The 23,534-nt window shown below is 66.2% G+C and carries 19 protein-coding genes; 12 read left to right on the top strand and 7 right to left on the bottom strand.

Features of this window, described 5'->3' with window-relative positions; all coding sequences use genetic code 11:
• From ISS20_RS13155 to ISS20_RS13140, 4 genes are all read right to left on the bottom strand, one after another.
• Nucleotides 1-775: cytochrome c (locus tag ISS20_RS13155; protein WP_291437261.1), on the bottom strand; the 775-nt coding region annotated here is incomplete at its 3' end.
• Nucleotides 776-783: 8 nt separating this feature from the next.
• Complete coding sequence (locus ISS20_RS13150) at nt 784-1,587, bottom strand: ABC transporter ATP-binding protein (RefSeq protein WP_291437259.1); 804 nt, start codon at nt 1,585-1,587, stop codon at nt 784-786.
• Nucleotides 1,581-2,696 (bottom strand): ABC transporter permease subunit, encoded by a 1,116-nt coding sequence (locus tag ISS20_RS13145; protein WP_291437257.1) that lies wholly within the window; start codon nt 2,694-2,696, stop codon nt 1,581-1,583. Before ISS20_RS13145 ends, ISS20_RS13150 begins: the two co-directional genes overlap by 7 nt.
• A 32-nt stretch (nt 2,697-2,728) precedes the next feature.
• Nucleotides 2,729-3,754: an ABC transporter substrate-binding protein gene (locus ISS20_RS13140; RefSeq protein WP_291437255.1), complete on the bottom strand. Its 1,026-nt coding sequence runs from the start codon at nt 3,752-3,754 to the stop codon at nt 2,729-2,731.
• Nucleotides 3,755-3,958: 204 nt separating this feature from the next.
• Between ISS20_RS13140 and ISS20_RS13135 the strand changes: the two genes are divergently transcribed.
• Together ISS20_RS13135 and ISS20_RS13130 are read left to right on the top strand one after the other, a co-directional pair.
• Entirely contained in the window at nt 3,959-4,627 is a 669-nt protein-coding gene (locus ISS20_RS13135) for a cysteine dioxygenase (RefSeq protein ID WP_291437253.1), read from the top strand.
• A 26-nt stretch (nt 4,628-4,653) separates the two neighbouring features.
• Nucleotides 4,654-6,267 carry a rhodanese-related sulfurtransferase gene (locus tag ISS20_RS13130; protein WP_291437251.1) on the top strand — a complete coding sequence of 538 codons (1,614 nt, stop codon included), beginning with the start codon at nt 4,654-4,656 and terminating at the stop codon, nt 6,265-6,267.
• A gap of 93 nt (nt 6,268-6,360) precedes the next feature.
• Here the strand turns inward: ISS20_RS13130 and ISS20_RS13125 are convergent, their stop codons facing one another.
• Both ISS20_RS13125 and ISS20_RS13120 read right to left on the bottom strand, forming a co-directional pair.
• Complete coding sequence (locus ISS20_RS13125) at nt 6,361-7,290, bottom strand: aldose 1-epimerase (protein WP_291437249.1); 930 nt, start codon at nt 7,288-7,290, stop codon at nt 6,361-6,363.
• Between the two features lie 75 nt (nt 7,291-7,365).
• Nucleotides 7,366-8,319, bottom strand: coding sequence for an SMP-30/gluconolactonase/LRE family protein (locus ISS20_RS13120; protein WP_291437247.1), 954 nt, complete (start codon nt 8,317-8,319; stop codon nt 7,366-7,368).
• 124 nt (nt 8,320-8,443) lie between these two features.
• Between ISS20_RS13120 and ISS20_RS13115 the strand changes: the two genes are divergently transcribed.
• Nucleotides 8,444-9,265 (top strand): SDR family oxidoreductase, encoded by an 822-nt coding sequence (locus tag ISS20_RS13115; RefSeq protein ID WP_055401789.1) that lies wholly within the window; start codon nt 8,444-8,446, stop codon nt 9,263-9,265.
• 980 nt (nt 9,266-10,245) lie between these two features.
• Here the strand turns inward: ISS20_RS13115 and ISS20_RS13110 are convergent.
• Complete coding sequence (locus ISS20_RS13110; RefSeq protein ID WP_056067548.1) at nt 10,246-11,208, bottom strand: LysR substrate-binding domain-containing protein; 963 nt, start codon at nt 11,206-11,208, stop codon at nt 10,246-10,248.
• Nucleotides 11,209-11,340: 132 nt separating this feature from the next.
• Between ISS20_RS13110 and ISS20_RS13105 the strand changes: the two genes are divergently transcribed.
• From ISS20_RS13105 to ISS20_RS13065, 9 genes are all read left to right on the top strand, one after another.
• Nucleotides 11,341-12,792, top strand: a complete 1,452-nt coding sequence (locus ISS20_RS13105; protein WP_291437243.1) for an aldehyde dehydrogenase family protein — start codon at nt 11,341-11,343, stop codon at nt 12,790-12,792.
• 78 nt (nt 12,793-12,870) lie between these two features.
• A complete protein-coding gene (locus tag ISS20_RS13100; protein ID WP_116750363.1) occupies nt 12,871-13,836 on the top strand; it encodes an ABC transporter substrate-binding protein in 966 nt (321 codons plus the stop codon).
• Between the two features lie 214 nt (nt 13,837-14,050).
• The gene (chvE, locus tag ISS20_RS13095; protein WP_291437240.1) at nt 14,051-15,121 is read left to right on the top strand and encodes a multiple monosaccharide ABC transporter substrate-binding protein; all 1,071 of its coding nucleotides are present in this window, start codon (nt 14,051-14,053) and stop codon (nt 15,119-15,121) included.
• Nucleotides 15,122-15,231: 110 nt separating this feature from the next.
• On the top strand, nt 15,232-16,749 hold the full coding sequence (gene mmsA / locus ISS20_RS13090; RefSeq protein ID WP_291437238.1) for a multiple monosaccharide ABC transporter ATP-binding protein: 1,518 nt from the start codon (nt 15,232-15,234) through the stop codon (nt 16,747-16,749).
• 1 nt (nt 16,750) lies between these two features.
• On the top strand, nt 16,751-17,980 hold the full coding sequence (gene mmsB / locus ISS20_RS13085) for a multiple monosaccharide ABC transporter permease (protein ID WP_291437236.1): 1,230 nt from the start codon (nt 16,751-16,753) through the stop codon (nt 17,978-17,980).
• On the top strand, nt 17,977-19,530 hold the full coding sequence (locus ISS20_RS13080) for a sugar ABC transporter ATP-binding protein (protein WP_291437234.1): 1,554 nt from the start codon (nt 17,977-17,979) through the stop codon (nt 19,528-19,530). The genes mmsB and ISS20_RS13080 overlap by 4 nt, the downstream gene beginning before the upstream one ends.
• Nucleotides 19,523-20,575 carry an ABC transporter permease gene (locus ISS20_RS13075; RefSeq protein ID WP_291437233.1) on the top strand — a complete coding sequence of 351 codons (1,053 nt, stop codon included), beginning with the start codon at nt 19,523-19,525 and terminating at the stop codon, nt 20,573-20,575. Before ISS20_RS13080 ends, ISS20_RS13075 begins: the two co-directional genes overlap by 8 nt.
• Nucleotides 20,572-21,609, top strand: coding sequence for a galactofuranose ABC transporter, permease protein YjfF (yjfF, locus tag ISS20_RS13070; RefSeq protein ID WP_291437231.1), 1,038 nt, complete (start codon nt 20,572-20,574; stop codon nt 21,607-21,609). Before ISS20_RS13075 ends, yjfF begins: the two co-directional genes overlap by 4 nt.
• 34 nt (nt 21,610-21,643) lie before the next feature.
• Nucleotides 21,644-23,377, top strand: a complete 1,734-nt coding sequence (locus ISS20_RS13065) for an IlvD/Edd family dehydratase (RefSeq protein ID WP_110958928.1) — start codon at nt 21,644-21,646, stop codon at nt 23,375-23,377.
• The last annotated feature ends 157 nt before the right edge of the window (nt 23,378-23,534 follow it).

The following is a 23,534-nucleotide window of genomic DNA, read 5'->3' as shown; positions in this document are numbered from 1 at the left end:
CCACCAGGCTGCGCGCCGTGTGCTGGCGCCCCTGGCGGCACAGCACGGCCACGTCGGGCAGGCGCACGGGGCGGTCCCAGGTGTCCGATTCGCGCAGCATCTGGCCTGCGGCATGGGCTTGCAGGTAGTCCAGCACCTCCCACACCTGGGCGTCGGTGAGCTGCGTGGTGCCAAAGCCGGGCATGGTTTGCGCGCCGTTGCGGCCCTGCATGCCGTGGCGCACGCGCCAGAAGAGTTCGCCGTCCAGCCGCTTCCACAGCAGCGCGCCGTTCAGGTTGGGCGGCCACATGGCCAGCCGGGCTGCATCGGGCCCTTCGCCGTTGGCACTGGCGCCGTGGCAGCGCACGCAGTGCTGCTGGTACACCGCCTGGCCACGCACGATGCCCTGCGCAGTGAAGCCCGTGGGTGACTGGTGCAGGCTGGTGGCCACGGCGGGCGTCAGCAGCAGGTGGCGATGGGGCCAGGGCGCAAACACCACCAGCGCAGCGGCCAGCCACCACAGCAGTTTGCGGCCGCGCCGCCACGCCACGGATACCGCCAGCGCCAGCAGCGCGGCACCCACACACAGCAGCGACAGCAGCACGCGCCGCGCATGGCCGGCATCCACCACCAGCATCTCGGCGGCCACACGGTGCGCAAACGGCCAGGCGGGCTGGCCGTGCACATCGGGCGCCAGGCCCACCGCATGCAGCAGCGCGCGCAGGCCCTGCTGGGTGGCCTGCAGGCCTTCGAGCAGAGCGGCCAGCCACTCGGGCGGCAATGACAGCCAGGCCAAGGCGGCGACTACCAGCTGGCGTCCAGCCCCAGCAACGCCAGCGCCTCGTGGCGCAGGGCCGCCAGGCGGGGGTCGCCCCGGTGGCGCGGGTATGGCAGGTCGTTGACCAGCACCTGCTTGACGCGCGCAGGCCGGTCAGAGAACACCACCACGCGCTGCGCCATGAACAGGGCTTCTTCCACATCGTGCGTGACGAGCAGGGCCGAGAAGCCCGCACGCTGCCACAGCTGCACCAGCTCGGTCTGCATGGACAGGCGCGTGAGCGAGTCGAGCTTGCCCAGCGGTTCGTCCAGCACCAGCAAGGTGGGGTCGTTGACCAGTGCACGCGCCAGCGCCACGCGCTGCGCCATGCCGCCCGAGAGCTGGTGCGGGAAGGCCTTGGCAAAGTCCTGCAGCCCGACCAGGGCCAGCGCTTCGTCCACGCGGTGGCGCTGGGATTTGAGGATGCCCCGCGCCTGCAGGCCCAGGGCCACGTTGTCCCACACGGTGCGCCAGGGGAACAGCGTGGGGTCCTGAAACACCACGATGCGCGACGGGTCGGGCTGGGTGATGGGGGTGCCATCCTGCAGCAGCTCGCCGGTGGTGGCGGGCTCCAGCCCCGCCACCAGGCGCAGCAGCGTGCTCTTGCCGCAGCCGCTGGGGCCCAGCAGGGCCACGAACTCGCCGGGTGCAATGGACAAGTCCAGCTCGTCGATCACGTGCAGCGGGCCTGCGGGCAGGTCAAACCAGTGGCTGACATTGCGCACGTCAATGCGTGCGCCGTTCACACGGGCCGCCGTAGAGATTTCAGGAATCGTCGCGGAACTCACCATTTCACCACCCCCTTCTGCCACGACAGCACCCTGTCGCGCAGCACAAACAGCAGTGTGATCACGCCCGAGAACAACAGCGCCATCACGATGAGCGCTGCATACATGTTGGGATACGCCGCCCAGCCCTGCGCCCAGGTGAGGTACCAGCCCAGGCCCGCTTTCACGCCCAGCATCTCGGCCACCACCAGGGTGGAGAACGCCGCGCCCAGGCCCATGAACAGGCCCACAAACACCTGCGGCAGCGCCGCCGGGATGGCCACGCGCAGCACCAGAAACCAGGGCGACGCACCCATGGTGCGGGCCACGTCATAAAAGTTCTTGTGCACCCCGGCCACGCCCGACCAGGTGAGGATGGCCACCGGGAAGGCCGTGCCCAGCGCAATCAAAAAGATCGCCGTGGACCAGCTGGACGGGAAAAAATAGAAGCTGACCGGCAGCAGCGCGGTGGTGGGCACCGGGCCCAGGATACGCAGCACCGGGTGGATCCAGTAACTGGCCTGGCGCGACCAGCCGATCAGCACGCCCGTCACAAAACCTGCAGCTGCTCCAATCGCAATGCCCAGCGCCAGCAGGCGGATGGAAGCGCCCGCGCTCTCCAGGAGGCGCGGCCAGTCGGTGGCGTACACCTCCACCAGGCTTTGGGGCGGTGCAAAGAAGGGCGGCGGCAGCGTGCCCAGCTTGGCGGTGAACACCTCCCACACCGCCAGGCCGACGGCAATGGCCACCAGCCAGGGCCCAGCCGCGCGCACGCGGCTCACCACGGCAACCAGCGGACGGGCCAGCACGGTCAGCGCCAGCAGCAGTGCCGACACGCCCCCCGCACCCCAGGCGAACTCTTCGGTAAACGCCCATTCGCTGAAACCCGCCGGCTTGTTGGGCCACAGGCCCGTGAGCAAGGCCAGCCCCGCCCAGGCCACGGCGGCGGCCAGCCCCACCCACCAGAACCCCAGCGCCGCTTTGGCCGCCTTGAAGTCAGGCGCGGTGACAGGCTGCGCACCCGCAGCACGGGGCGCACCGGATGATGGGCTGGGCGCACGCAGCGGGGGCTGCGAAGGCTTGGGGCTGATGCCCGGCGGGGCGCCCAGGATGTTGTCGGCAACAGTGCTCATGGAGAGGGTCCTTGCACGGAATGGGAGGAGGCTCAGGCCAGCACGTCAGCGTGGACGTGGGCCGCGAAGCGCGCAGGGTCGGTGCCGGGCTTGAGCACGCCCACCAGCTTGAAGTCGCGGGCATAGAACTCGATCTCCTGCCGCAGCGCCGTGCCCACCGGGTGGCTGCGGTGCGTGAGCGTGCCCAGCACGGCGCGCAGGTCTTCCTGCGGCACCTTGGAATACGGGCTGAAGATGCGGGCCGTTTCGTTGGGGTTGTCCGCAATGAAATCCGATGCTTCGATGATGGCGCGGGTCAGCGCGGCTGCCGTGCCCTTGTCGTTGCGCACCATGGCGCCACTCACGCCCAGCACGCAGCAGGTCTTGGCCGCGTATTCGCCCGACAGGTTGGACGCCAGGTCCACCAGGCCCTTGGTGCGGCGCTGGATGAGCAGCAGATTGGGGTCGCCATCGGCAATGGCCTGGGCCTCGCCTTTTTCCACCGCCAGGCCCAGCATGTCGCCAGGGAACTGGCGCCAGGTCACGTCCTTTTCGGGGTTCAGCCCGGCCTTGGTCAGCAGCACCGAAAAGAAGTTCTTGCCGGGGCTGTTGAGGTCCGACACCGCAATGGTCTTGCCCTTGAGCTTTTGCAGGCTTGTCACGCCCGCGGCCTCGTAGCCCACCAGGCGCGAGCAACCGCCGTGCGAGCTGCCCACCAGCTTCACGTCAAAGCCCGACTCCAGCGGCTTGATCCAGCGGTGCACCATGCCCAGGCCCGCGTCGGCCTTGGAGGTGGCGATGGTCTCCAGCAGCTGGTCAGTGGAGCCCGCAAAGTTGATCAGCTCGACCTTGAGACCATGTTTTTCAAAAATGCCGCGCTCGATGGCGACCGGCGCGGCCGACAGGCAGATGGCGTTGGCGTTCCACGCCAGCTTTACCTCGCGCAGCTTGCCGGCGGCCAGCACGTGGCTGCCCACCACACTCGACACCCCCACCACGCTGGTCGCGCCCGCTGTCTGCAACAGCTGCCGGCGCGTCCAGCGCCCTCCCACCCCACCTTGGCCTTGAATCTTGCTCATGTTGTGCCCTTTTGGTTGTCAAATCCTGATCGGCGCTGCGATTGCCCGTGAATTCCTGTGGATGCCTGCGAGCCGGTCCGCACCGCCGTTACGATGGATTGGCATTGAACTGAAAGACGCCTCGCAACAGAACGAAGAAAAACAGGGATGCATATGCAAAACACGCAACACACGGGCAGCCCGGGCGCTGGTGCAATACCGGGCATGAGTGCATTGCCCAACCCATCGCCCCCACCCACGTCCCCCTCCGCGCCGCAGGGCGCCCCCCACACTGCCCGCCTGCGCCACTTTGTGCAGCAGCTGGCCGCGCTGGTGGAGCAGCGCCTGCCCGAGCCCGACACCCTGACCCAGGGCGCCACGCTGCTGCGCACGCTGGTGGCCCATGACGACTGGCTGCCCGACACCTATGCCCAGCCCCACCCCGATCGCTACCAGCAGTACCTGCTGCATGCCGACGCATTGGGGCGCTTTTCGGTCGTGAGTTTTGTGTGGGGCCCCGGCCAGGCCACGCCCATTCATGACCACACCGTGTGGGGCCTGATCGGCATGCTGCGCGGCGCCGAGGATTCGCAGGCCTATGCCCGCACGCCCGACGGCCGCTGGGCACCGCAGGGCGCGCCCGTGCGGCTGCAGCCGGGCCAGGTGGAGGCCGTCTCGCCCAACGACCCTGCCATAGGCGATGTGCACCGCGTGAGCAACGCGTGGGAGGGCCACACCTCCATCAGCATCCACGTGTACGGCGCCAACATTGGCGCGGTGCAGCGCAGCGTCTACCTGGAGGAAGGCACGCGCAAGCCATTCATCTCGGGCTACAGCAACAGCACCCTGCCCAACCTCTGGGACCTGTCCAAAACCCCTGCACCGGCTGCCTGAAGCCGATCCGCCCCAACACCAAGACCATGACCGCTCCCGCCCTGCCCCAGACTTCGTTCCTCCAGGTTCGCGAGGCCCTGCTCGCCCGCCAGGAAATCGCCTTGCTCGACGTACGCGAGGAAGACCCGTTTGCCCAAAGCCACCCGCTGTTCGCCGCCAACCTGCCCGCCGGCAAGATCGAGCTGGATGCGTGGAGGCGCATTCCGCGCCGAGACACCTTCATCGTGGTGTACGACAACGGCGAAGGCCTGGCCGAGCCCGCCGCGCGCAAGCTGCAGCAGCTGGGCTACACGCAGGTGACGCTGCTGGCCGGTGGCCTGCAGGGCTGGCGCGATGCGGGCGGCGAGCTGTTCATCGACGTGAACGTGCCCAGCAAATCGTTTGGCGAGCTGGTGGAGGCCGAGCGCCACACGCCCTCGCTGGCGGCCGAAGAGGTGCAGGCGCTCATCGACGCCCAGGCCGATGTCGTGGTGCTGGATGCGCGGCGGTATGACGAGTACCACACCATGAACATCCCCACCGGCGTGAGCGTGCCCGGCGCGGAGCTGGTGCTGCGCGCGCAGGCACTGGCGCCCAACCCGGCCACGCAGATCATCGTGAACTGCGCGGGCCGCACGCGCAGCATCATCGGCACGCAGTCGCTGGTCAACGCGGGCATCCCCAACCCGGTGGCGGCCTTGCGCAACGGCACCATCGGCTGGCTGCTGGCCGGCCAGACGCTGGAGCGCGGCGCCACCCGCCGCTTTGACCCCGCCGTGCATGCCGACCGCGAGCGCGCGCCCCAGCAGGCACGCAGCGTGGCCGACCGTGCGGGCGTGCAGCGCGCCACCCGCGCCGACCTGGCGCGCTTTGCGGCCGAGGCGCAGCGCACCACATACCTGCTGGATGTGCGCACGCCCGAAGAATTTGCCGCAGGCCACCTGCCCGGCTTTCGCAACACGCCCGGCGGCCAGCTGGTGCAGGAGACCGACCACACCGCCGCCGTGCGTGGCGCGCGCATCGTGCTGGTGGATGACGACGGGGTGCGCGCGAACATGAGTGCATCGTGGCTGGCGCAGATGGGCTGGGACGTGTGGGTGCTGGACGACGCGCCCGCCGCCGACTTCAGCGAGACCGGCGCCGTGGCCAACACCGTGCCCGAGCCCGAAGGCCCCATTGCCTGGGTCACGCCCGCACAACTGGCGGCCTGGCTGAACGAAGAAAGCAAAGAGCGCCCCGGCCACACCGCCGTGCTGGACCTGACCACCAGCGCCAACTACGTGCAGCGCCACATCCCCGGCGCGTGGTTCGTGATCCGCTCGCAACTGGCGCAGGCCGTGGCCAGCATTCCCAAGGCGCAGCGTTATGTGCTGACCTGCGGCAGCAGCCTGCTGGCACGCTATGCCGCGCAGGACCTGGCCCGCCTGACGGGTGGTGCCGAGGTGGTGGTGCTGGAGGGTGGCACGCTGGCCTGGATCGCCCAGGGCCTGCCGCTGGAGCATGGCGAGACGCGCCTGGCCTCGCCCCGCATCGACCGCTACCGCCGCCCGTACGAAGGCACCGACAGCCCGCGCGAGGCGATGCAGGCCTACCTGGACTGGGAGTTCGGGCTGGTGGAACAACTGGGGCGCGACGGCACCCACGGGTTCCGGGTGATCTGATTCACTATCGATTTAATAGCTGCCAGCGCATGATTCACTAGCGCTACCGGCTGATTTCGCTACAAACCCTCTCCTGGGGCGCCCGAGGGGCGCTCACAACGCCCAGTACCGCCACGACACGTTCATCGCCAGCACCTCGCCCTGCGCCAAGGTGCGCAGGCCGGGCTGGCCCGGTTGGTGGAAAGCATCGATGGGCTGGGTGATGGGCTCAAAGCAGAACGCCGGGCCCTGTGGCGGGCGGTACACCAGGCAGTAGTGGTGGGCCGCACCGCCGTCTTTTTCAAAATCAGGCATGTGGGCGGTGAGGCGCAGCCCGCGCTCGGGCCAGTCGATCTGTGCCGTGCCACCCCAGCCGGTGTAGGCGTTGTCGATCAGGCCGCCATTGGCGGGGGCGCCGGTGTTCAAGTCCCAGCCGGGCGGGAAGTGCTGCGTGTGCTGTGTGGGCAGGGGGTCGTCGCCACACAGCCACACGCCCTGCACCGGCGCCGTGATGCGCGTGCCGGGCGTGCGCGGAAACCAGGGGTGCAGGCCCAGGCCGTAGGGCAGCGGCTGCGCGCCCAGGTGTCGCACCTGCACCGACTGGTCCAGGCCGCCCTCCACCAGGCGGAAGGTCTGCACGCATTCGTACTCGTAAGGGTTGCCGTCAAAGCGCTCGGAGCGCAGCTGCATCTGCAGCGTGTCGGGCGCGGGCTGGGTCAGCTGCCAGGGCTGCAGCCACCCGTCGCCGTGGATGGGGTACGGCTCGCCCACGCGGTTGGGACGCATGGGGTGGAACTGCCCTGCATGCTCAAACCCGCCGCCGCTGATGCGGTTGGACCAGGGCACCATGGCAAAGGATGCAAGCTGGTACAGGTCGGGCGTGGCGCCATCCCACGGCCGCCACAGGTCGATGCGTGCATCAGCCTCTTGCGGGTCGTCGATCTGCCAGGCCGCCACGCTGCCGCCCAGTGTGGGCACCAGGCCCAGGTGCTGCCCCGCGTGGTGCAGCCAGACGATGGGGTGGGATGAAGAGGCCTCGGTCATGGGCGGTGTGCTTTCTGCGGGATGGAAAAAAAAGGAGGCGGAGCCATGGGCTTCGCTGCTGCGCGCGGGCCGGCATCAGCCGCCGAAAAGATGCGCGGGCAGGCCGGGCGTGCTGATGTCCACGGCAAACAGTGCCCCGGCCAGCGGCTCGGCCGCGAGCTGCTCGGGCGTGAGGCTGGTGCGAGCCGACGTGATGTACAGCGTGCACAGGTCCGCACCGCCAAAGGCGCAGTTGGTGACCTGGCTCACGGGCAGCGGGATACGGGCCAGCTCGTCAGCCGTGTCGGCGTCGTGGCAGGTGACGCAGCCGCCGCCCCAGTGCGCCACCCACAGGCGTCCCTGTGCGTCGGTGGTCATGCCGTCGGGCACGCCGTCCGCCGCGGGCCAGCGCTTCCACAGCGTTTTGTCGCTCACGGTGCCGCTGGCCGGGTCGCAGCGGTAGCGGTAGGTGGTGCCCTGCACCGTGTCGTTGAAAAACATGGCCGGGCCCTGCGCGGTGGTAGCCCAGGTGGGGCCGTTGGTGACGGCAAAAAAATCGTCGTGCCGCACGCAGTCGCCGCTGGCGGTGTAGGTGTAGAGCGCGCCCGTGGGAGCCTCGCACGCAAAGTCCATGCTGCCGCCCCAGAAGCGGCCCTGGGCGTCGCACTTGCCGTCGTTGAAGCGGTTGTCTGTGCGCTCTGGCTCGGGCTGGTGCAGGTAGCGCGGGGCGATGTCGGCAGCGGGGTCGAACAGTGCAAAGCCCCGGCGCAGGGTGACGATGAAGCCGGGGGCGTCGGCGCGCTCGGCAATGGCAGAGATCTCTTCGTCAAACGTCCAGCGCTGGTGGGCGCCCGTGGCCGGGCTCCAGCGGTGCAGCTCGCGCTGGAGGATGTCCACCCAGTACACGGCCTGCTCGCGCACCGACCACAGCACGCCCTCGCCCAGTGCGTTGCCCAGTGCGACCACGCAGCGCACGGCGCCGGTTGTTGTGGGAGCAGAGGCGGACGCGCCGCTGGACGGTGGGATGGGGGTATCCAGCGAAGGGCGCACGTTGGTTGTCTCCGGTCGTTTTTTTGCATCGGCCTGCCGCCAGGCACTTGACGAGCGGCATCTTATCAACGCCAATTGATGCTTGAAATGAATTTTTTCGCCATTGATTGATTGCAATATTGATATGACACAGCTTTTTACCCCCTCTTCTTCTTCGACCGACGCCACGGGTGCTCCCCAGGGCCTGGCGAAATTCCCCAGCCTGCAAGGCCGCGCCGTGTTTGTGACGGGCGGCGGCAGCGGCATTGGCGCGGCCATCGTGGCGGCATTTGCCGAGCAAGGTGCCCGCGTGGCCTTTGTGGACGTGGCGCGCAACGCGAGCGAAGCCCTGGCCCAGCACATTGCCGACGCAGGCCTGCCCCGCCCCTGGTGGCGTGTGTGTGATGTGCGCGATGTGAACGCCCTGCAAGCCTGCGTGGCCGAAGCGGCGGCCGAGCTGGGCAGCGACTTTGCGGTGCTGGTGAACAACGTGGCCAGCGATGACCGGCACACGCTCGAATCCGTGACGCCCGAGTACTACGACGAGCGCATGGCCATCAACGAGCGCCCCGCCTTCTTTGCCATCCAGGCCGTGGTGCCCGGCATGCGCAGGCTGGGCGCGGGCTCGGTCATCAACCTGGGCTCCACGGGCTGGCAGGGCAAGGGCACGGGCTACCCCTGCTATGCGATTGCCAAGTCGTCGGTGAACGGCCTCACGCGCGGGCTGGCCAAGACGCTGGGGCAGGACCGGATCCGCATCAACACGGTGTCGCCCGGCTGGGTGATGACGGAGCGGCAGATCAAGCTGTGGCTGGACGCCGAGGGCGAGAAGGAACTGGCGCGCAACCAGTGTTTGCCGGACAAGCTGCGGCCGCATGACATTGCGCGGATGGTGTTGTTTTTGGCGTCGGATGATGCGGCGATGTGTACGGCGCAGGAGTTCAAGGTGGATGCGGGGTGGGTTTGATTTTTTGAAGTCTTTTTGGTCTCTGGCGCTTATGCATTAAGCGCTGGTAGCTATTGTTTTTGTAGTTCATAACGGTCCCTGCCCGGTCGGGCTGCGCGTGTCGAAGCCGAGGCGTGCTGGTTTGGGCGGCGTGCTTGGGTCAAGGGCGGAGGCCGGGAGTCGCCCGGCATGCGAGTAACTTTCTTTCGCGTCGCCGAAAGAAAGTCACCAAAGAAAGGGCGACCCTGCTGTCTGCGACCCCTTCGCTTCGCTGCGGGGCAACCTGGGGTGCTCGGTCACGGGGTGCACCGCAGAACTCGCTGCGCGCCTATGGCGCTCCGCTCGAACAACTGCGGTAAGTCAGTTCACGAAGCATGCGCGCTCCGACGCGCATGCCACCCCGCGCCCTGTGCGCCCCAGGCGCATACAGAAGGGAACCCTGGGAGCGGACATCCACACGGGCCTTTGCTTCGCTGCGCTGCGCTCGGCCCCATCTCGCGGGCGCAAGCGCCTCGCGCCGCGCAGGCACGGCCGAGCGCAGCAATGGCCCGTGTGGCTGTTCGGCCGTTGGAGGTTCGGCTGCCCAACCCCCTGCTGGCTGCGCCTGCGGCGGGGCGGTTGCGGGGTGGCACGCGCGTCGGAGCGCGCGTGCTTCGTGAACTAACTCGCCGTGGTTGTCCGAGCGGCGCGCGCAGCGCAAAGCGAGTTCCACGGCGCACCCCGCAACCGACACGACGCAGGTTTGCCCCTTCGCAACGCGATGGGGTCGCAGACTGGGGGTCGCCTTTCTTTTGGGTACTTTTCTTTGGCGAAGCAAAGAACAAGTACCTCGGCCGCCGGGCCGAGACCCGGCTTCCGCCCTTGGCAAAAGCAAGCCTCTCAAACCAGCACGCAAGGCTTCGACCAGCTCAGCCCGAACGGACAGGAGGCCTAAAACCACAAAAACAATAGCTACCAGCGCTTATCCAACAAGCGCTAGCAGCCCATTCACTTCAAAAACCTCAATCCCCCACCTCCAACCTCCGCCCATACTGCACCAGACTCGTCTGCTTCAACGCCTTCATCATCACCTTCGCCGCCGGCGACAACAGCCGGTCCGACCGCGTGATGATTCCGAACGCATCCATATGGCACGGCATCGCCAGCGGCAACACCGTCACGATCCCATGCGCCGCGTAATAGCGCGCCACATCCTCAGCCACCACCGCAATCATGTCGCTCTGCTGCAGCATGCGCGTGATGAACAGCAGGGCCGATGTCTCCACCGTGTGCAGCGGCGGCGCCAGCCCGTCCTGCTGGAACATCAGGTCAAACCGGTGCCGTAGCACACTGCCCGCAGGCGGCACGATCCAGCTGGCCGACACCACGTCGCGCAGCGTCAGCCCGGTCATGCTCGACAGCGGGTGGCCCGGGCGTGTCATGGCGCAGACCAGCTCCTCCGTCAGCGACTCATAACGCAGGTTCTCCTTGTCGTGCTCCTCGTACAGGCGGCCCACCACGATGTCGAGCTTGCCCTGCTCCAGCCGCTCCAGCAGCACCGGGCTGGTTTCGATGTCCAGCGAAATGCGCAGGCTGGGGTGCTCCTGCTTGACCTGCGCCACGGCGGCGGGTAACAGGCTCAGGCCCGGTGAGGTGATGGCGCCAATGCCCACCTGGCCGTAGTGCCCGCGCTTGAGAGCACCGATCTCGTCGTGCGCCTGGTTCAGGTTGGCCAGGGCCATGCGCGCGTGGCGAATCATCGTTTCGCCGTACCAGGTGGGGCGCATGCCACGCGGCAGGCGGTCAAACAGCGACACCTCCAGCACATCCTCCAGGTCCTTGAGCAGCTTGGAGGCGGCCGGCTGGGTCATGCTGAGCACCTGGGCGGCGCGGTGGATGTTGCCTTCTTCGGCCAGGGCCACCAGCAGCAGCAATTGGCGCGTTTTGAGGCGGGCGCGGATGAACCAGTGGTTGTAGGTGCTCATGAATGGGAGGACGGGAAAAGGGAGGGGTTTTCCAGAATGCAAAGAACGATATGTATTTTGTCTAAAAAACGATTGGATTGATATCTAAACCTTCCATAGACTTCGCCGCAACTGCAACAAAGGCCTCTCTCCATGAAGCTCGGCGACCTCCAGCTCAGCCCCCGGCACCTGATCAACGGCCGGTGGGAAATCGGCACCACCACCGGCATCAGCACCAACCCCTCGGACACCCGCGAGGTGGTGGCCGAATACGCCCGCGCCGACCGCAACCAGACCGAGCTGGCTGTGCGCGCCGCGGCCGACGCGCTGCCCACCTGGAGCCAGAGCACCCCCCAACGCCGCGCCGATGTGCTGGACATGATCGGCAGCGAGCTGCTGGCACGCAAGGACGAGCTGGGCGCACTGCTGGCCCGCGAAGAAGGCAAGACGCTGCCTGAAGGTATCGCCGAGGTGGCGCGCAGCGGGCAGATCTTCAAGTTTTTTGCGGGCGAGGCGCTGCGTATACAGGGCGAGCTGCTGGCCTCGGTGCGCCAGGGCGTGCAGGTGGACGTGACCCGCGAACCCGTGGGCGTGGTGGGCATCATCGCGCCGTGGAACTTCCCGTTCGCCATCCCGGCCTGGAAGATCGCCCCGGCCCTGGCCTACGGCAACACCGTGGTCTTCAAGCCCGCCGAGCTGGTGCCCGCCTGCGGCTGGGCGCTGGCCGAAATCATCAGCCGCAGCGGCCTGCCCGCCGGTGCCTTCAACCTCGTCATGGGCAGCGGCCGCGAGGTGGGCCAGACGCTGGTGGACCACCCGCTGGTCAATGCGCTGAGCTTTACCGGCTCTGTTTCCACAGGCGACCGCATCCTGCGCGCGGCCTCAGCACGGCGCGCCAAGGTGCAGCTGGAGATGGGCGGCAAGAACCCGCTCATCGTGCTGGCCGACGCAGACCTGGACCAGGCGGTGGACTGCGCGCTGCAGGGTTCGTATTTCTCCACCGGTCAACGCTGCACCGCATCGAGCCGCCTCATCGTGGAGGCCGAGGTGCACGACGCCTTTGTGGCCCGTCTGCGCAACCGGCTGGCCAGCCTGAAAGTGGGCCACGCGCTGGAGCGTGGCACCGAGATGGGCCCGGTGGTGGATGACAACCAGCTGGCACAAAACCTGGACTACATCGACATTGCGCGCAATGAGGGAGCGGAGCATGTCTGGGGTGGCGAGCGCCTGGAGCGCCCCACCCCAGGCCATTACATGAGCCCCGCCCTCTTCCTGGCCCGCCCCGAGCACCGCGTGGCGCGCGAGGAAATCTTTGGCCCCGTGGCCTGCGTGCTGCGGGCCGATGACTATGAACATGCGCTGGCCTTGGCCAACGACACGCCCTTTGGCCTGTGTGCGGGCATCTGCACCACGTCGCTCAAGCGCGCCATGCACTTCAAGCGCCACGCTGCCGTGGGCATGACCATGGTGAACCTGCCCACGGCGGGTGTGGACTTCCATGTGCCGTTTGGCGGCCGCAAGGAATCCAGCTACGGCGCCCGCGAGCAGGGGCGCTACGCCGCCGAGTTCTACACCACCGTCAAGACCGGTTACATGCTGGCTTGAGCCCTGCCCTTTTCGAGCGTTCCTTCTTTCCATCCCGCAACCATCGTCAACCAACCATTACAGACAGGAGACAAGATGATGAAAATGAACCGCCGCACCGTTGCTGCCGCCTTGGCCAGCGTGCCCGTGGCCGCCTTGCTGCCCGGCACTGCCTGGGCGCAAAAGCCCCTCGTGCTGGGCTTCAGCCAGGTGGGGGCCGAGAGCGAATGGCGCACCGCCAACACCGAGTCCATCAAGTCGGCCGCCAAAGAGGCGGGCATCGAGCTGAAGTTCTCGGACGCGCAGCAAAAGCAGGAGAACCAGATCAAGGCCATCCGCTCGTTCATCGCGCAGAAGGTGGATGTGATCGCGTTCTCGCCCGTGGTGGAGTCGGGCTGGGAGCCCGTGCTGCGCGAGGCCAAGGCCGCCAAGATCCCCGTGGTGCTGACCGACCGCGCAGTGAACACCAAGGACACGTCGCTGTACGTGACCTTCATGGGCTCGGACTTTGTGGAAGAAGGCCGCAAGGCCGGCCGCTGGCTGGTGGAGAAGATGAAGGACCAGAAGGGCGAGGTCAACATCGTCGAGCTGCAAGGCACCGTGGGCTCGGCCCCTGCCATCGACCGCAAGAAGGGCTTTGAAGAAGTCATCAAGGCCGACCCCAAGTTCAAGATCATCCGCAGCCAGACCGGCGACTTCACCCGTGCCAAGGGCAAGGAAGTGATGGAAGCCTTCCTGAAGGCCGAGGGCAAGAAGATCAATGTGCTGTACGCGCACAACGACGACATGGCGATTGGCGCCATCCAGGCCATCGAAGAAGCCGGCATGAAGCCCGCCAAAGACATCGTGATCATCTCCATCGACGCGGTGAAGGGCGCCTTCGAAGCCATGATCGCGGGCAAGCTCAACGTGAGCGTGGAGTGCAGCCCCCTGCTGGGCCCGCAGCTGATGAGCGCTGTGAAGGACATCAAGGCTGGCAAGGCGGTACCCAAGCGCATCGTGACCGAAGAAGGCATCTTCCCGATGGAAGTGGCGGCGAAGGAAATGCCGAATAGAAAGTATTAACCCCCTGAGGCGCTGCGCGCCTTCCCCCCTTACTCTCGCATCGCTGCGCGATGGGGGAAGGGGGACGCCACCAGTGCCCGAAAGTGAAACGCAGCCTTCGCTGCATGGCGCCCTTGGGCGGTGGCACTGGCCTCAGGCCGCGCCAGTCCCCACGGGCAGTAGCAAGTCATAGGCCATCCCCGAAAAACAAATTCAAAACAGGAGACAGAAATCCATGAAGCGTGCAATTTTCAAGGCCGTGTTGGCCACCGTGGCACTGGCTGCCATTGGCGCCACGTCCGTGGCATCGGCCCAGGACAAGGGCACCATCGGCATCTCAATGCCCACCAAGTCCTCGGCGCGCTGGATTGCCGATGGCGACAACATGGTCAAGGTTCTCAAGGACCGGGGCTACAAGACCGACCTGCAGTACGCCGAAGACGACATCCCCAACCAGCTCGCGCAGATCGAGAACATGATCACCAAGGGTGCCAAGGTGCTGGTGATCGCGTCGATTGACGGCACCACGCTGTCCAAGGCGCTGCAAAACGCGGCCGACAAGGGCGTGAAGGTCATTGCGTACGACCGTCTCATCAAGGGCTCGAAGAACGTGGACTACTACGCCACGTTCGACAACTTCCAGGTCGGCGTGCTGCAGGCCACGTCCATCGTGGACAAGCTGGGCCTCAAGCAAGGCAAGGGTCCGTTCAACATGGAACTGTTCGGCGGCTCGCCCGACGACAACAACGCCTTCTTCTTCTACGACGGCGCGATGAGCGTGCTGCAGCCCTACATCGACAGCGGCAAGCTGGTGGTGCGCAGCAAACAGACGGGCATGAACAAGGTGGGCACGCTGCGCTGGGATGGCTCGGTGGCCCAAGCGCGCATGGACAACCTGCTGTCGGCCTACTACGGCAAGGACAAGGTGCATGCGGTGCTGTCGCCCTATGACGGCATCTCCATCGGCATCCTGTCGTCCCTCAAGGGCGTGGGCTACTGCACCGCCCAGCAGCCCTGCCCCGTGGTCAGCGGGCAGGACGCCGAGGTGCCTTCCATCAAGTCCATACTCAAGGGCGAACAGTCTTCCACCGTGTTCAAGGACACCCGCGAGCTTGCCAAGGTGGCCGCCAACATGGTGGACGCCGTACTGACAGGCAAGCAGCCCGAGATCAACGACACCAAGACCTACAACAACGGCGTGAAGGTGGTGCCCTCGTACCTGCTCAAGCCCGTGTCGGTGGACGTATCCAACTGGAACACGGTGCTGGTCGGCAGTGGCTACTACAAAGAGTCCCAAATCAAGTGAGCGCGAGCGGCTTCTGCATCTAAAGCCGCCGCCTGCGAATGCCTCTGGGGCAACGCAGGCGGCCTGCAACCGGGATGGGGCCAGAGGCCCCACCAACAGACTGAGAGACCATGCTTCTTGAAATGCGGAACATCCGCAAAACCTTTCCCGGCGTGGTGGCGCTGAACCAGGTCAACCTGCAGGTGCAGGTCGGGGAGATCCATGCCATCGTCGGCGAAAACGGGGCGGGTAAATCAACGCTGATGAAGGTGCTGTCGGGTGTATACCCCCACGGCAGCTACAGCGGCCAGATCCTTTTCGATGGGCAGGAGCGCGAATTTGCGGGCATCCGCGACAGCGAGCACCTGGGCATCATCATCATTCACCAGGAGCTGGCGCTGGTGCCCTTGCTGTCGATTGCCGAGAACATCTTTCTTGGCAACGAAACCGCGCAGCACGGCGTCATCGACTGGATGGCTGCACACAGCCGCGCACAGGCGCTGCTGCACAAGGTGGGCCTGCGCGAATCGCCCGATACACCGGTGGGCCAGCTGGGTGTAGGCAAGCAGCAGCTGGTGGAAATTGCCAAGGCGCTGTCGCGCAAGGTGCGCCTGCTGATCCTGGACGAGCCCACCGCCAGCCTCAACGAGAACGACAGCCAGGCCCTGCTGGACCTGCTGCTGGAGCTGAAAGCCCAGGGCATCACCTGCATCCTGATCTCGCACAAGCTCAACGAAATCTCGCGCGTGGCCGATGCCATTACCGTGCTGCGCGACGGCAGCACCGTGCAAATGCTGGACTGCCGAGAAGGCCCGGTGAGCGAAGACCGCGTGATCCAGGCCATGGTGGGCCGCGAGATGAGCGACCGCTACCCCCAGCGCCAACCGCAGATTGGCGACATTGTTTTTGAGGTGCGCAACTGGCGCGCCCACCACCCGCAGCGCAGCGACCGCGAGCACCTCAAGGGCATCGACCTGAATGTGCGGCGCGGCGAGATTGTGGGCATTGCGGGCCTGATGGGCGCAGGCCGCACCGAGCTGGCCATGAGCATCTTCGGCCGCTCGTGGGGCCAGCGCATCAGCGGCGAAGTGCGACTGCACGGGCAGCCCATCGACGTGAGCACGGTGGAAAAGGCCGTGCGCCATGGCCTGGCCTATGTGACCGAAGACCGCAAGGGCAATGGCCTGGTGCTGAACGAAGACATCCAGTTCAACACCTCGCTGGCCAACCTGCCGGGCGTGTCGTTCGCCAGCGTGATCGACAGCGGCCAGGAACACCGCGTGGCACAGGACTACCGCGAGAAGCTGCGCATCCGCTGCTCGGGCGTGGAGCAGAAGACGCTGAACCTGTCCGGCGGCAACCAGCAAAAAGTGGTGCTGAGCAAATGGCTGTTCACCAGCCCCGAAGTGCTCATCCTCGACGAGCCCACGCGCGGCATCGACGTGGGCGCCAAGTACGAGATCTACACCCTCATCGCCCAGCTGGCGGCCGAGGGCAAATGCGTGATCGTGATCTCCTCCGAAATGCCCGAGCTGCTGGGCATCACGGACCGCATCTATGTGATGAACGAAGGCCGCTTTGTGGCCGAGATGCCAACTTCAGACGCCTCGCAAGAAAAGATCATGCGAGCGATTGTGAAAGCCAGTTGATATGAGCCAGACCACCCATCCCCCCGCCAGCACGCTGGCCGACGGCACCACGACAGCAGCGGCGCGGCACGACAAATCGCTGTTGCAGCACCTGCAGCACAACCTGCGCGAGTACGGCATGTTGATCACGCTGGTGGCCATCATGGGCTTCTTCCAGTACATGACCGAGGGCACGCTGATGCAGCCCTTGAACCTGACCAACCTGGTGCTGCAGAACAGCTACATCGTCATCATGGCGCTGGGCATGCTGCTGGTCATCGTGGCCGGGCACATCGACCTGTCGGTGGGCTCGGTGTGTGGCTTCATCGGCGCACTGGCTGCAGTGCTGATGGTCGAATACAACTGGCACTTTGTGCCCGCCACGCTGGTGTGCTTGCTCTGCGGCGGACTCATTGGCGCCATTCAAGGCAGCTTTGTGGCGTTCTCGCGCATTCCGTCGTTCATCGTCACACTGGCGGGCATGCTGGTGTTCAAGGGCCTGGCGCTGGCGCTGCTGGCGGGGCAGTCGGTGGGGCCGTTCCCTTCGGCGTTCCAGATGCTCAGCTCGGGGTTCATCCCCGACCTGTTCAGCGTGGAAGGCCTGCGCCTGACCTCACTGCTGCTGGGCGCGGCCGTAGCCGCAGCCCTGGCCGTGGGTGGCCTGCGCCAGCGCGCCAACCGGCTGCGCCACGGCGTGCAGACAGAGCCCGCAGGTTTGTTTATCGCCCGCACCGTGGTGTTTGGTGGGCTGCTGGTGTACTTCAGCTACCTGCTCGCTTCGTACAAGGGCCTGCCCAACGTGCTCATCGTGATGGCGCTGCTGATCGTGCTGTTCGACTTTGTCACCAGCCGCACCACCGTCGGCCGCCGCATCTATGCCATGGGCGGCAACGAGAAGGCGGCCAAGCTCTCGGGCATCAAGACCGAGCGGCTCACGCTGTATGCCTTCATCAACATGGGCGTGTTGGCAGCCCTGGCCGGGCTGGTGTTTGCGGCGCGACTCAACACCGCCACGCCCAAGGCGGGCCTGGGTTTTGAGCTGGACGTGATTGCTGCCTGCTTCATCGGCGGCGCATCGGCATCGGGCGGCGTGGGCAAGGTGATGGGCGCGGTCATCGGCGCCTTCGTGATGGGCGTGATGAACAACGGCATGTCCATCCTGGGCATCGGCATCGACTACCAGCAGGTCATCAAGGGCGTCGTGCTGCTGGCAGCCGTGCTGGTGGATGTCTACAACAAGAACAAGGCATGACGGTTTCCATGGACGCATCCACCGTTCACGCCCCTGCTGCAGCGCCGGTGCTGCAGCTTTCGGGAATCCACAAGCAGTTTGCGGGCATCCCCGTGCTGCGCGACGTGCAGCTCAACCTCTACCCTGGCGAGATCCATGCGCTGATGGGGCAAAACGGTGCGGGCAAGTCCACGCTGATCAAGGTGCTGACGGGCGTGCTGGAGGCGAGCGGCGGGCAGATGCGGCTGGGCGGAGAATCGGTGTGGCCGGACTCGCCGCTGGCCGCGCAGCGCCTGGGCATCAGCACTGTGTACCAGGAGGTCAACCTTTGCCCCAACCTCTCGGTGGCCGAGAACATCTTTGCGGGCCGCTATCCGCGCTGCGGCATTGCGCAGGGCTTTCGCATTGACTGGGCCACGCTGCACCAGCGCGCCCGCGATCTGGTGGCGCGCATCGGCCTGCAGATCGACGTGACGCGCCTGCTGTCGGACTACCCCGTGGCCGTGCAGCAGCTGGTGGCGATTGCGCGCGCACTCAGCATCGAATCGCGCGTGCTGATCCTGGACGAGCCCACCTCCAGCCTGGATGACGACGAAGTGCAAAAGCTCTTTGAGGTGCTTCGGCGCCTGCGCAGCGAGGGGCTGTCCATCGTCTTTGTGACGCATTTCCTGAACCAGGTGTATGCCGTGTCCGACCGCATCACCGTGCTGCGCAACGGCAGCTGGGTCGGCGAGTGGCTGGCCAAAGACCTGGGGCCACAGGCGCTGATCGCCGCCATGCTGGGCCGCGACCTGGCCGCAGCATCGGAGCAACCCGCACCAGCGCCCGCCGTGGACAGCCGTCAAGCCACGCTGCTGCAAACCGAGGGCCTGGGGCAGGACACGCAACTGCAGCCGCTGGATCTGCAGATCCGCGCAGGCGAGGTGGTGGGCCTGGCGGGGCTGCTGGGCTCGGGCCGCACCGAGCTGGCGCGCCTGCTGTTTGGCCTGGAGCAGCCCGACCGGGGCGCGCTGCGCATCGACGGGCAGGTGGTGAAGTTTGCCAACCCCATGGATGCGATCCGCCATGGCCTGGCCCTCTGCCCCGAGGAGCGCAAGACCGACGGCATCGTGGCGGAACTGTCGGTGCGCGAGAACATTGCGCTGGCGCTGCAGGCGCGCATGGGTGTGAGCAAGTTCCTTTCGCGTGCCGAGCAGACTGCGCTGGCCGAACGCTATGTGAAGCTGCTGGGTATCAAGACCGAGACGGTGGATAAGCCCATCGGCCTGCTCTCGGGCGGCAACCAGCAAAAGGCGATCCTCGCGCGCTGGATGGCCATCGAGCCGCGCCTATTGATCCTGGACGAGCCCACGCGCGGCATCGACGTGGCCGCCAAGCAGGAAATCATGGACCAGATCCTGCGCCTGGCCCAGGCGGGCATGGCCGTGCTGTTCATCTCTTCCGAAATGAGCGAGGTGGTGCGCGTGGCGCACCGCATCGTGGTGCTCCGCGACCGCTGCAAGGTGGGTGAGCTGCCTGCGGGCAGCAGCGAAGACGCCGTCTACGAACTCATCGCCGCAGAACATGCTTGAACGTCCCTCCTCTCCTTCCCTTTTTGCCGCGCTGATGCGACACCGCTTGGCGTGGCCCGCCGTCACGTTGCTGCTACTGCTGGCCATCAATACGGCTTTCAACGCCAGTTTTCTGCACATCGAATGGCGCGATGGGCACCTGTACGGCAGCCTCATCGACATCCTGAACCGCGCCGCGCCGCTGGTGCTGGTGTCCCTGGGCATGACGCTTGTGATCGCAACGCGCGGCATCGATATTTCGGTGGGCGCGACGGTGGCCATTGCAGCGGCCGTGGCAGCGTGGCTGATCGGCGGCTCTGTGTCGGGCACCGAGAGCCGGTTTCCACTGCCTGTGGCCATCCTGGGTGCCATCGGCGTGGCGCTGCTGTGCGGGCTGTGGAACGGCGTGCTGGTGGCCAAGGTGGGCATGCAGCCCATCATTGCCACGCTGATCCTCATGGTGGCAGGCCGGGGCATTGCCCAGCTGATCACCGACGGGCAGATCATCACCATCTACTACACGCCCTACTTCTTCATCGGCGGCGGCTATCTGGCGGGCCTGCCTTTCTCGCTGTTTGTGGTGGCCGTGGTCTTTGCCGTGCTGTACCTCGCCATCACGCGCACGGCGCTGGGCCTGTTCATCCAGGCAGTGGGCATCAACCCCACGGCGGCGCGGGTGGCGGGTGTGCAGGCGGGGCGGCTTATCGTGGCGGCCTATGTGTTCTGCGGTGTGTGCGCGGGTATTGCGGGGTTGCTGATCAGCTCCAACGTGAAGAGCGCGGATGGCAACAACGCTGGGCAGCTGCTGGAGCTGGACGCCATCCTGGCCGTCACGCTGGGTGGCACCGCCCTCACGGGCGGCCGCTTCAGCCTGGTGGGCAGCGTGATTGGCGCACTCATCATCCAGACGCTGACCTACGCCATCTACTCGCTGGGCGTGCCGCCCGAGATCAACCTGGTGGTGAAGGCCGTGGTGGTGTTCATCGTGATGCTGCTGCAGTCGCCCGAGTTCCGTGCACAAGTGGGCGCGCTGGCACGCCGCCCCGGCGCGGGAGCTTTGCAATGAGCGCCGTACCCAAGACCGCAGGCTTCGGCACCGTGAGCCACCCTGCCCCACAAGCCACCGCCGAGCGCGCGCGGTTCAACCCCAAGTACCTGCCGCTGGCAGCCACCATCTCGCTGTTCGTGGCCATGGCCACGCTGGGCTCGGTGCTGTACACCGGGTTTTTCTCGGCCCAGGTGTTCCTCAACCTGCTGATCGACAACGCCTTCCTCATCATCGTGGCGGTGGGCATGACGTTCGTGATCCTGTCGGGCGGCATCGACCTCTCGGTGGGATCGGTGGTGGCGCTGACCACCATGGTGCTGGCCGCGCTGGTGGAACACCGGGGCTGGAACCCCATGGTCGCCATCCCTCTGGTGCTGCTGATGGGCACGGCATTTGGCGCGTTCATGGGTTTCCTCATCGAGCGCTTTCGGCTGCAGCCCTTCATCGTCACGCTGGCAGGCATGTTCCTGGCGCGCGGGCTGTGCTACCTGATCAGCATCGACTCCATCAGCATCACGCACGAAGGCTATTCGGAGCTGGCCCAGTGGCGCCTGCCGCTGTGGGAAGGCGCATCCCTATCGCTGGGCGCGCTCATTGCCATCGCCGTGCTGCTGGTGGCCCTGTTCGTGGCGCACTGCACGCCGTTTGGCCGCAGCGTGTATGCGGTGGGCGGCAGCGAGCACTCGGCTGTGCTCATGGGCCTGCCGGTGCGCCGCACGCTCATTGGCGTCTACACGCTGTCGGGCTTTTGCTCGGCGCTGGCGGGCGTGGTGTTCACGTTCTACATGCTGTCGGGCTACGGCCTGCATGCCGTGGGCATGGAGCTGGACGCGATTGCCGCAGTGGTCATTGGCGGCACGCTGCTCACGGGTGGCGTGGGCTATGTGGCGGGCACGCTGTTTGGCGTGCTCATGCTCGGAATCATCCAGACCCTGATTTCCTTCGACGGCACGCTCAGCTCCTGGTGGACACGCATCGTCGTCGGTGTGCTGCTGTTCGCTTTCTGTCTGCTGCAGCGGCTGCTTTCGCGCCGCTCGGGCAAGGCCCGTTGACTCTTCATTTCTCCTCTTTCTCTCGCACCCCACCATGACCACCCCCAAGCGCAAACTCCGCTCCGCCGAATGGTTCGGCACGGCCGACAAAAACGGCTTCATGTACCGCAGCTGGATGAAGAACCAGGGCATCCCCGACCATGCGTTCGACGGCCGCCCCGTGATCGGCATCTGCAACACCTGGTCCGAGCTGACCCCGTGCAACGCCCACTTTCGCAAGATCGCCGAGCATGTGAAACGTGGCATTTACGAGGCGGGTGGTTTCCCCGTCGAGTTCCCGGTGTTCTCCAACGGCGAATCCAACCTGCGCCCCACGGCCATGCTGACGCGCAACCTGGCCAGCATGGATGTGGAAGAGGCCATTCGCGGCAACCCCATCGACGCGGTGGTGCTGCTGGTGGGCTGCGACAAGACCACGCCCGCGCTGCTGATGGGCGCGGCCAGCTGCGATGTGCCGGCCATCGTGGTCACGGGCGGCCCCATGCTCAACGGCAAGCTCGACGGCAAGGACATCGGCTCGGGCACCGCCGTGTGGCGCCTGCACGAGTCACTGAAGGCGGGCGAGATCAACGAACACCAGTTCTTCGCGGCCGAGGCCGGCATGTCACGCTCCGCCGGCACCTGCAACACCATGGGCACGGCCAGCACCATGGCCTGCATGGCTGAATCGCTGGGCACATCGCTGCCGCACAACGCAGCCATCCCGGCGGTGGACTCGCGCCGCTATGTGCTGGCCCACATGTCGGGCAAACGCATTGTGGAAATGGCGCACGAAGGGCTCACGCTCTCCAAGATCCTGACCCGCGAGGCATTCGAGAACGCCATCCGCACCAACGCTGCCATTGGCGGCTCGACCAACGCCGTCATCCACCTCAAGGCCATTGCAGGCCGCATCGGCGTGCAGCTCGACCTGGAGGACTGGACCCGCATCGGCCGGGGCACACCCACCCTGGTGGACCTGCAGCCCTCGGGCCGCTTCCTGATGGAAGAGTTCTACTACGCAGGCGGTCTGCCCGCCGTGCTGCGCCGCTTGGGCGAGAACGGCCTGCTGCCCCACCCCAACGCACTCACCGTCAACGGCAAGAGCCTGTGGGACAACGTGCGCGAAGCCCCGCAATACAACGACGAGGTGATCCGCCCGATCAACAACCCGCTGATTGCCGACGGTGGCATCTGCATCCTGCGCGGCAACCTGGCGCCGCGTGGCGCGGTGCTCAAGCCCTCCGCCGCCTCGCCCGAACTGCTCAAGCACCGGGGCCGTGCTGTGGTGTTCGAGAACCTGGAGCACTACAAGGAGCGCATCGTCGATGAAAACCTGGACATCGACGCCAGCTGCGTGATGGTGCTCAAGAACTGCGGCCCCAAGGGCTACCCCGGCATGGCCGAGGTGGGCAACATGGGCCTGCCGCCCAAGCTGCTGCGCCAGGGCGTGAAGGACATGGTGCGCATCTCGGACGCGCGCATGAGCGGCACCGCCTACGGCACCGTGGTGCTGCACGTGGCGCCCGAGGCGGCAGCCGGTGGCCCGCTGGCTGCTGTGCGCGATGGCGACTTCATTGAGCTGGACTGCGAGAACGGCCGGTTGCACCTGGACATCAGCGACGAGGAACTGGCAGCACGCCTGGCCGCATTGGCTGGCACGGACAACGGCGGACGCGGCGGCTACCAGCGGCTGTATGTGGACCACGTACTGCAGGCGGACGATGGTTGCGACTTTGACTTTCTGGTGGGTTGCCGTGGCGCCGCCGTCCCTCGCCACTCTCACTGATGCCGACGGCCCACCCGCCACGGAGAATGCTACATATTTCATAGCTTTTAGCGCTTTATAGATAAGCGCTAGAGCCGTATTTCACTCAAATTTCTACCTTTCCTCCGCATGCCAGCCACTCACACCCTCCAGAACCCTCGCTACCGAGGCATCTTCC

The sequence above is a fragment of the Acidovorax sp. genome, from assembly GCF_016783915.1.
Taxonomy (GTDB): domain Bacteria; phylum Pseudomonadota; class Gammaproteobacteria; order Burkholderiales; family Burkholderiaceae_C; genus Acidovorax.
The sequence above is the reverse complement of the archived record's forward strand: the minus strand, read 5'-3'. Positions and strand labels throughout refer to the sequence as shown.

Bases quoted from the DNA above. Each gene is read 5' to 3' on its own strand.
- ISS20_RS13150 (WP_291437259.1), bottom strand. From the start codon at position 1,587: ATGGTGAGTTCCGCGACGATTCCTGAAATCTCTACGGCGGCCCGTGTG.
- ISS20_RS13145 (WP_291437257.1), bottom strand. From the start codon at position 2,696: ATGAGCACTGTTGCCGACAACATCCTGGGCGCCCCGCCGGGCATCAGC.
- ISS20_RS13140 (WP_291437255.1), bottom strand. From the start codon at position 3,754: ATGAGCAAGATTCAAGGCCAAGGTGGGGTGGGAGGGCGCTGGACGCGC.
- ISS20_RS13135 (WP_291437253.1), top strand. From the start codon at position 3,959: ATGAGTGCATTGCCCAACCCATCGCCCCCACCCACGTCCCCCTCCGCG.
- ISS20_RS13130 (WP_291437251.1), top strand. From the start codon at position 4,654: ATGACCGCTCCCGCCCTGCCCCAGACTTCGTTCCTCCAGGTTCGCGAG.
- ISS20_RS13125 (WP_291437249.1), bottom strand. From the start codon at position 7,290: ATGACCGAGGCCTCTTCATCCCACCCCATCGTCTGGCTGCACCACGCG.
- ISS20_RS13115 (WP_055401789.1), top strand. From the start codon at position 8,444: ATGACACAGCTTTTTACCCCCTCTTCTTCTTCGACCGACGCCACGGGT.
- ISS20_RS13110 (WP_056067548.1), bottom strand. From the start codon at position 11,208: ATGAGCACCTACAACCACTGGTTCATCCGCGCCCGCCTCAAAACGCGC.
- ISS20_RS13105 (WP_291437243.1), top strand. From the start codon at position 11,341: ATGAAGCTCGGCGACCTCCAGCTCAGCCCCCGGCACCTGATCAACGGC.
- ISS20_RS13100 (WP_116750363.1), top strand. From the start codon at position 12,871: ATGAAAATGAACCGCCGCACCGTTGCTGCCGCCTTGGCCAGCGTGCCC.
- chvE (WP_291437240.1), top strand. From the start codon at position 14,051: ATGAAGCGTGCAATTTTCAAGGCCGTGTTGGCCACCGTGGCACTGGCT.
- mmsA (WP_291437238.1), top strand. From the start codon at position 15,232: ATGCTTCTTGAAATGCGGAACATCCGCAAAACCTTTCCCGGCGTGGTG.
- mmsB (WP_291437236.1), top strand. From the start codon at position 16,751: ATGAGCCAGACCACCCATCCCCCCGCCAGCACGCTGGCCGACGGCACC.
- ISS20_RS13080 (WP_291437234.1), top strand. From the start codon at position 17,977: ATGACGGTTTCCATGGACGCATCCACCGTTCACGCCCCTGCTGCAGCG.
- ISS20_RS13075 (WP_291437233.1), top strand. From the start codon at position 19,523: ATGCTTGAACGTCCCTCCTCTCCTTCCCTTTTTGCCGCGCTGATGCGA.
- yjfF (WP_291437231.1), top strand. From the start codon at position 20,572: ATGAGCGCCGTACCCAAGACCGCAGGCTTCGGCACCGTGAGCCACCCT.
- ISS20_RS13065 (WP_110958928.1), top strand. From the start codon at position 21,644: ATGACCACCCCCAAGCGCAAACTCCGCTCCGCCGAATGGTTCGGCACG.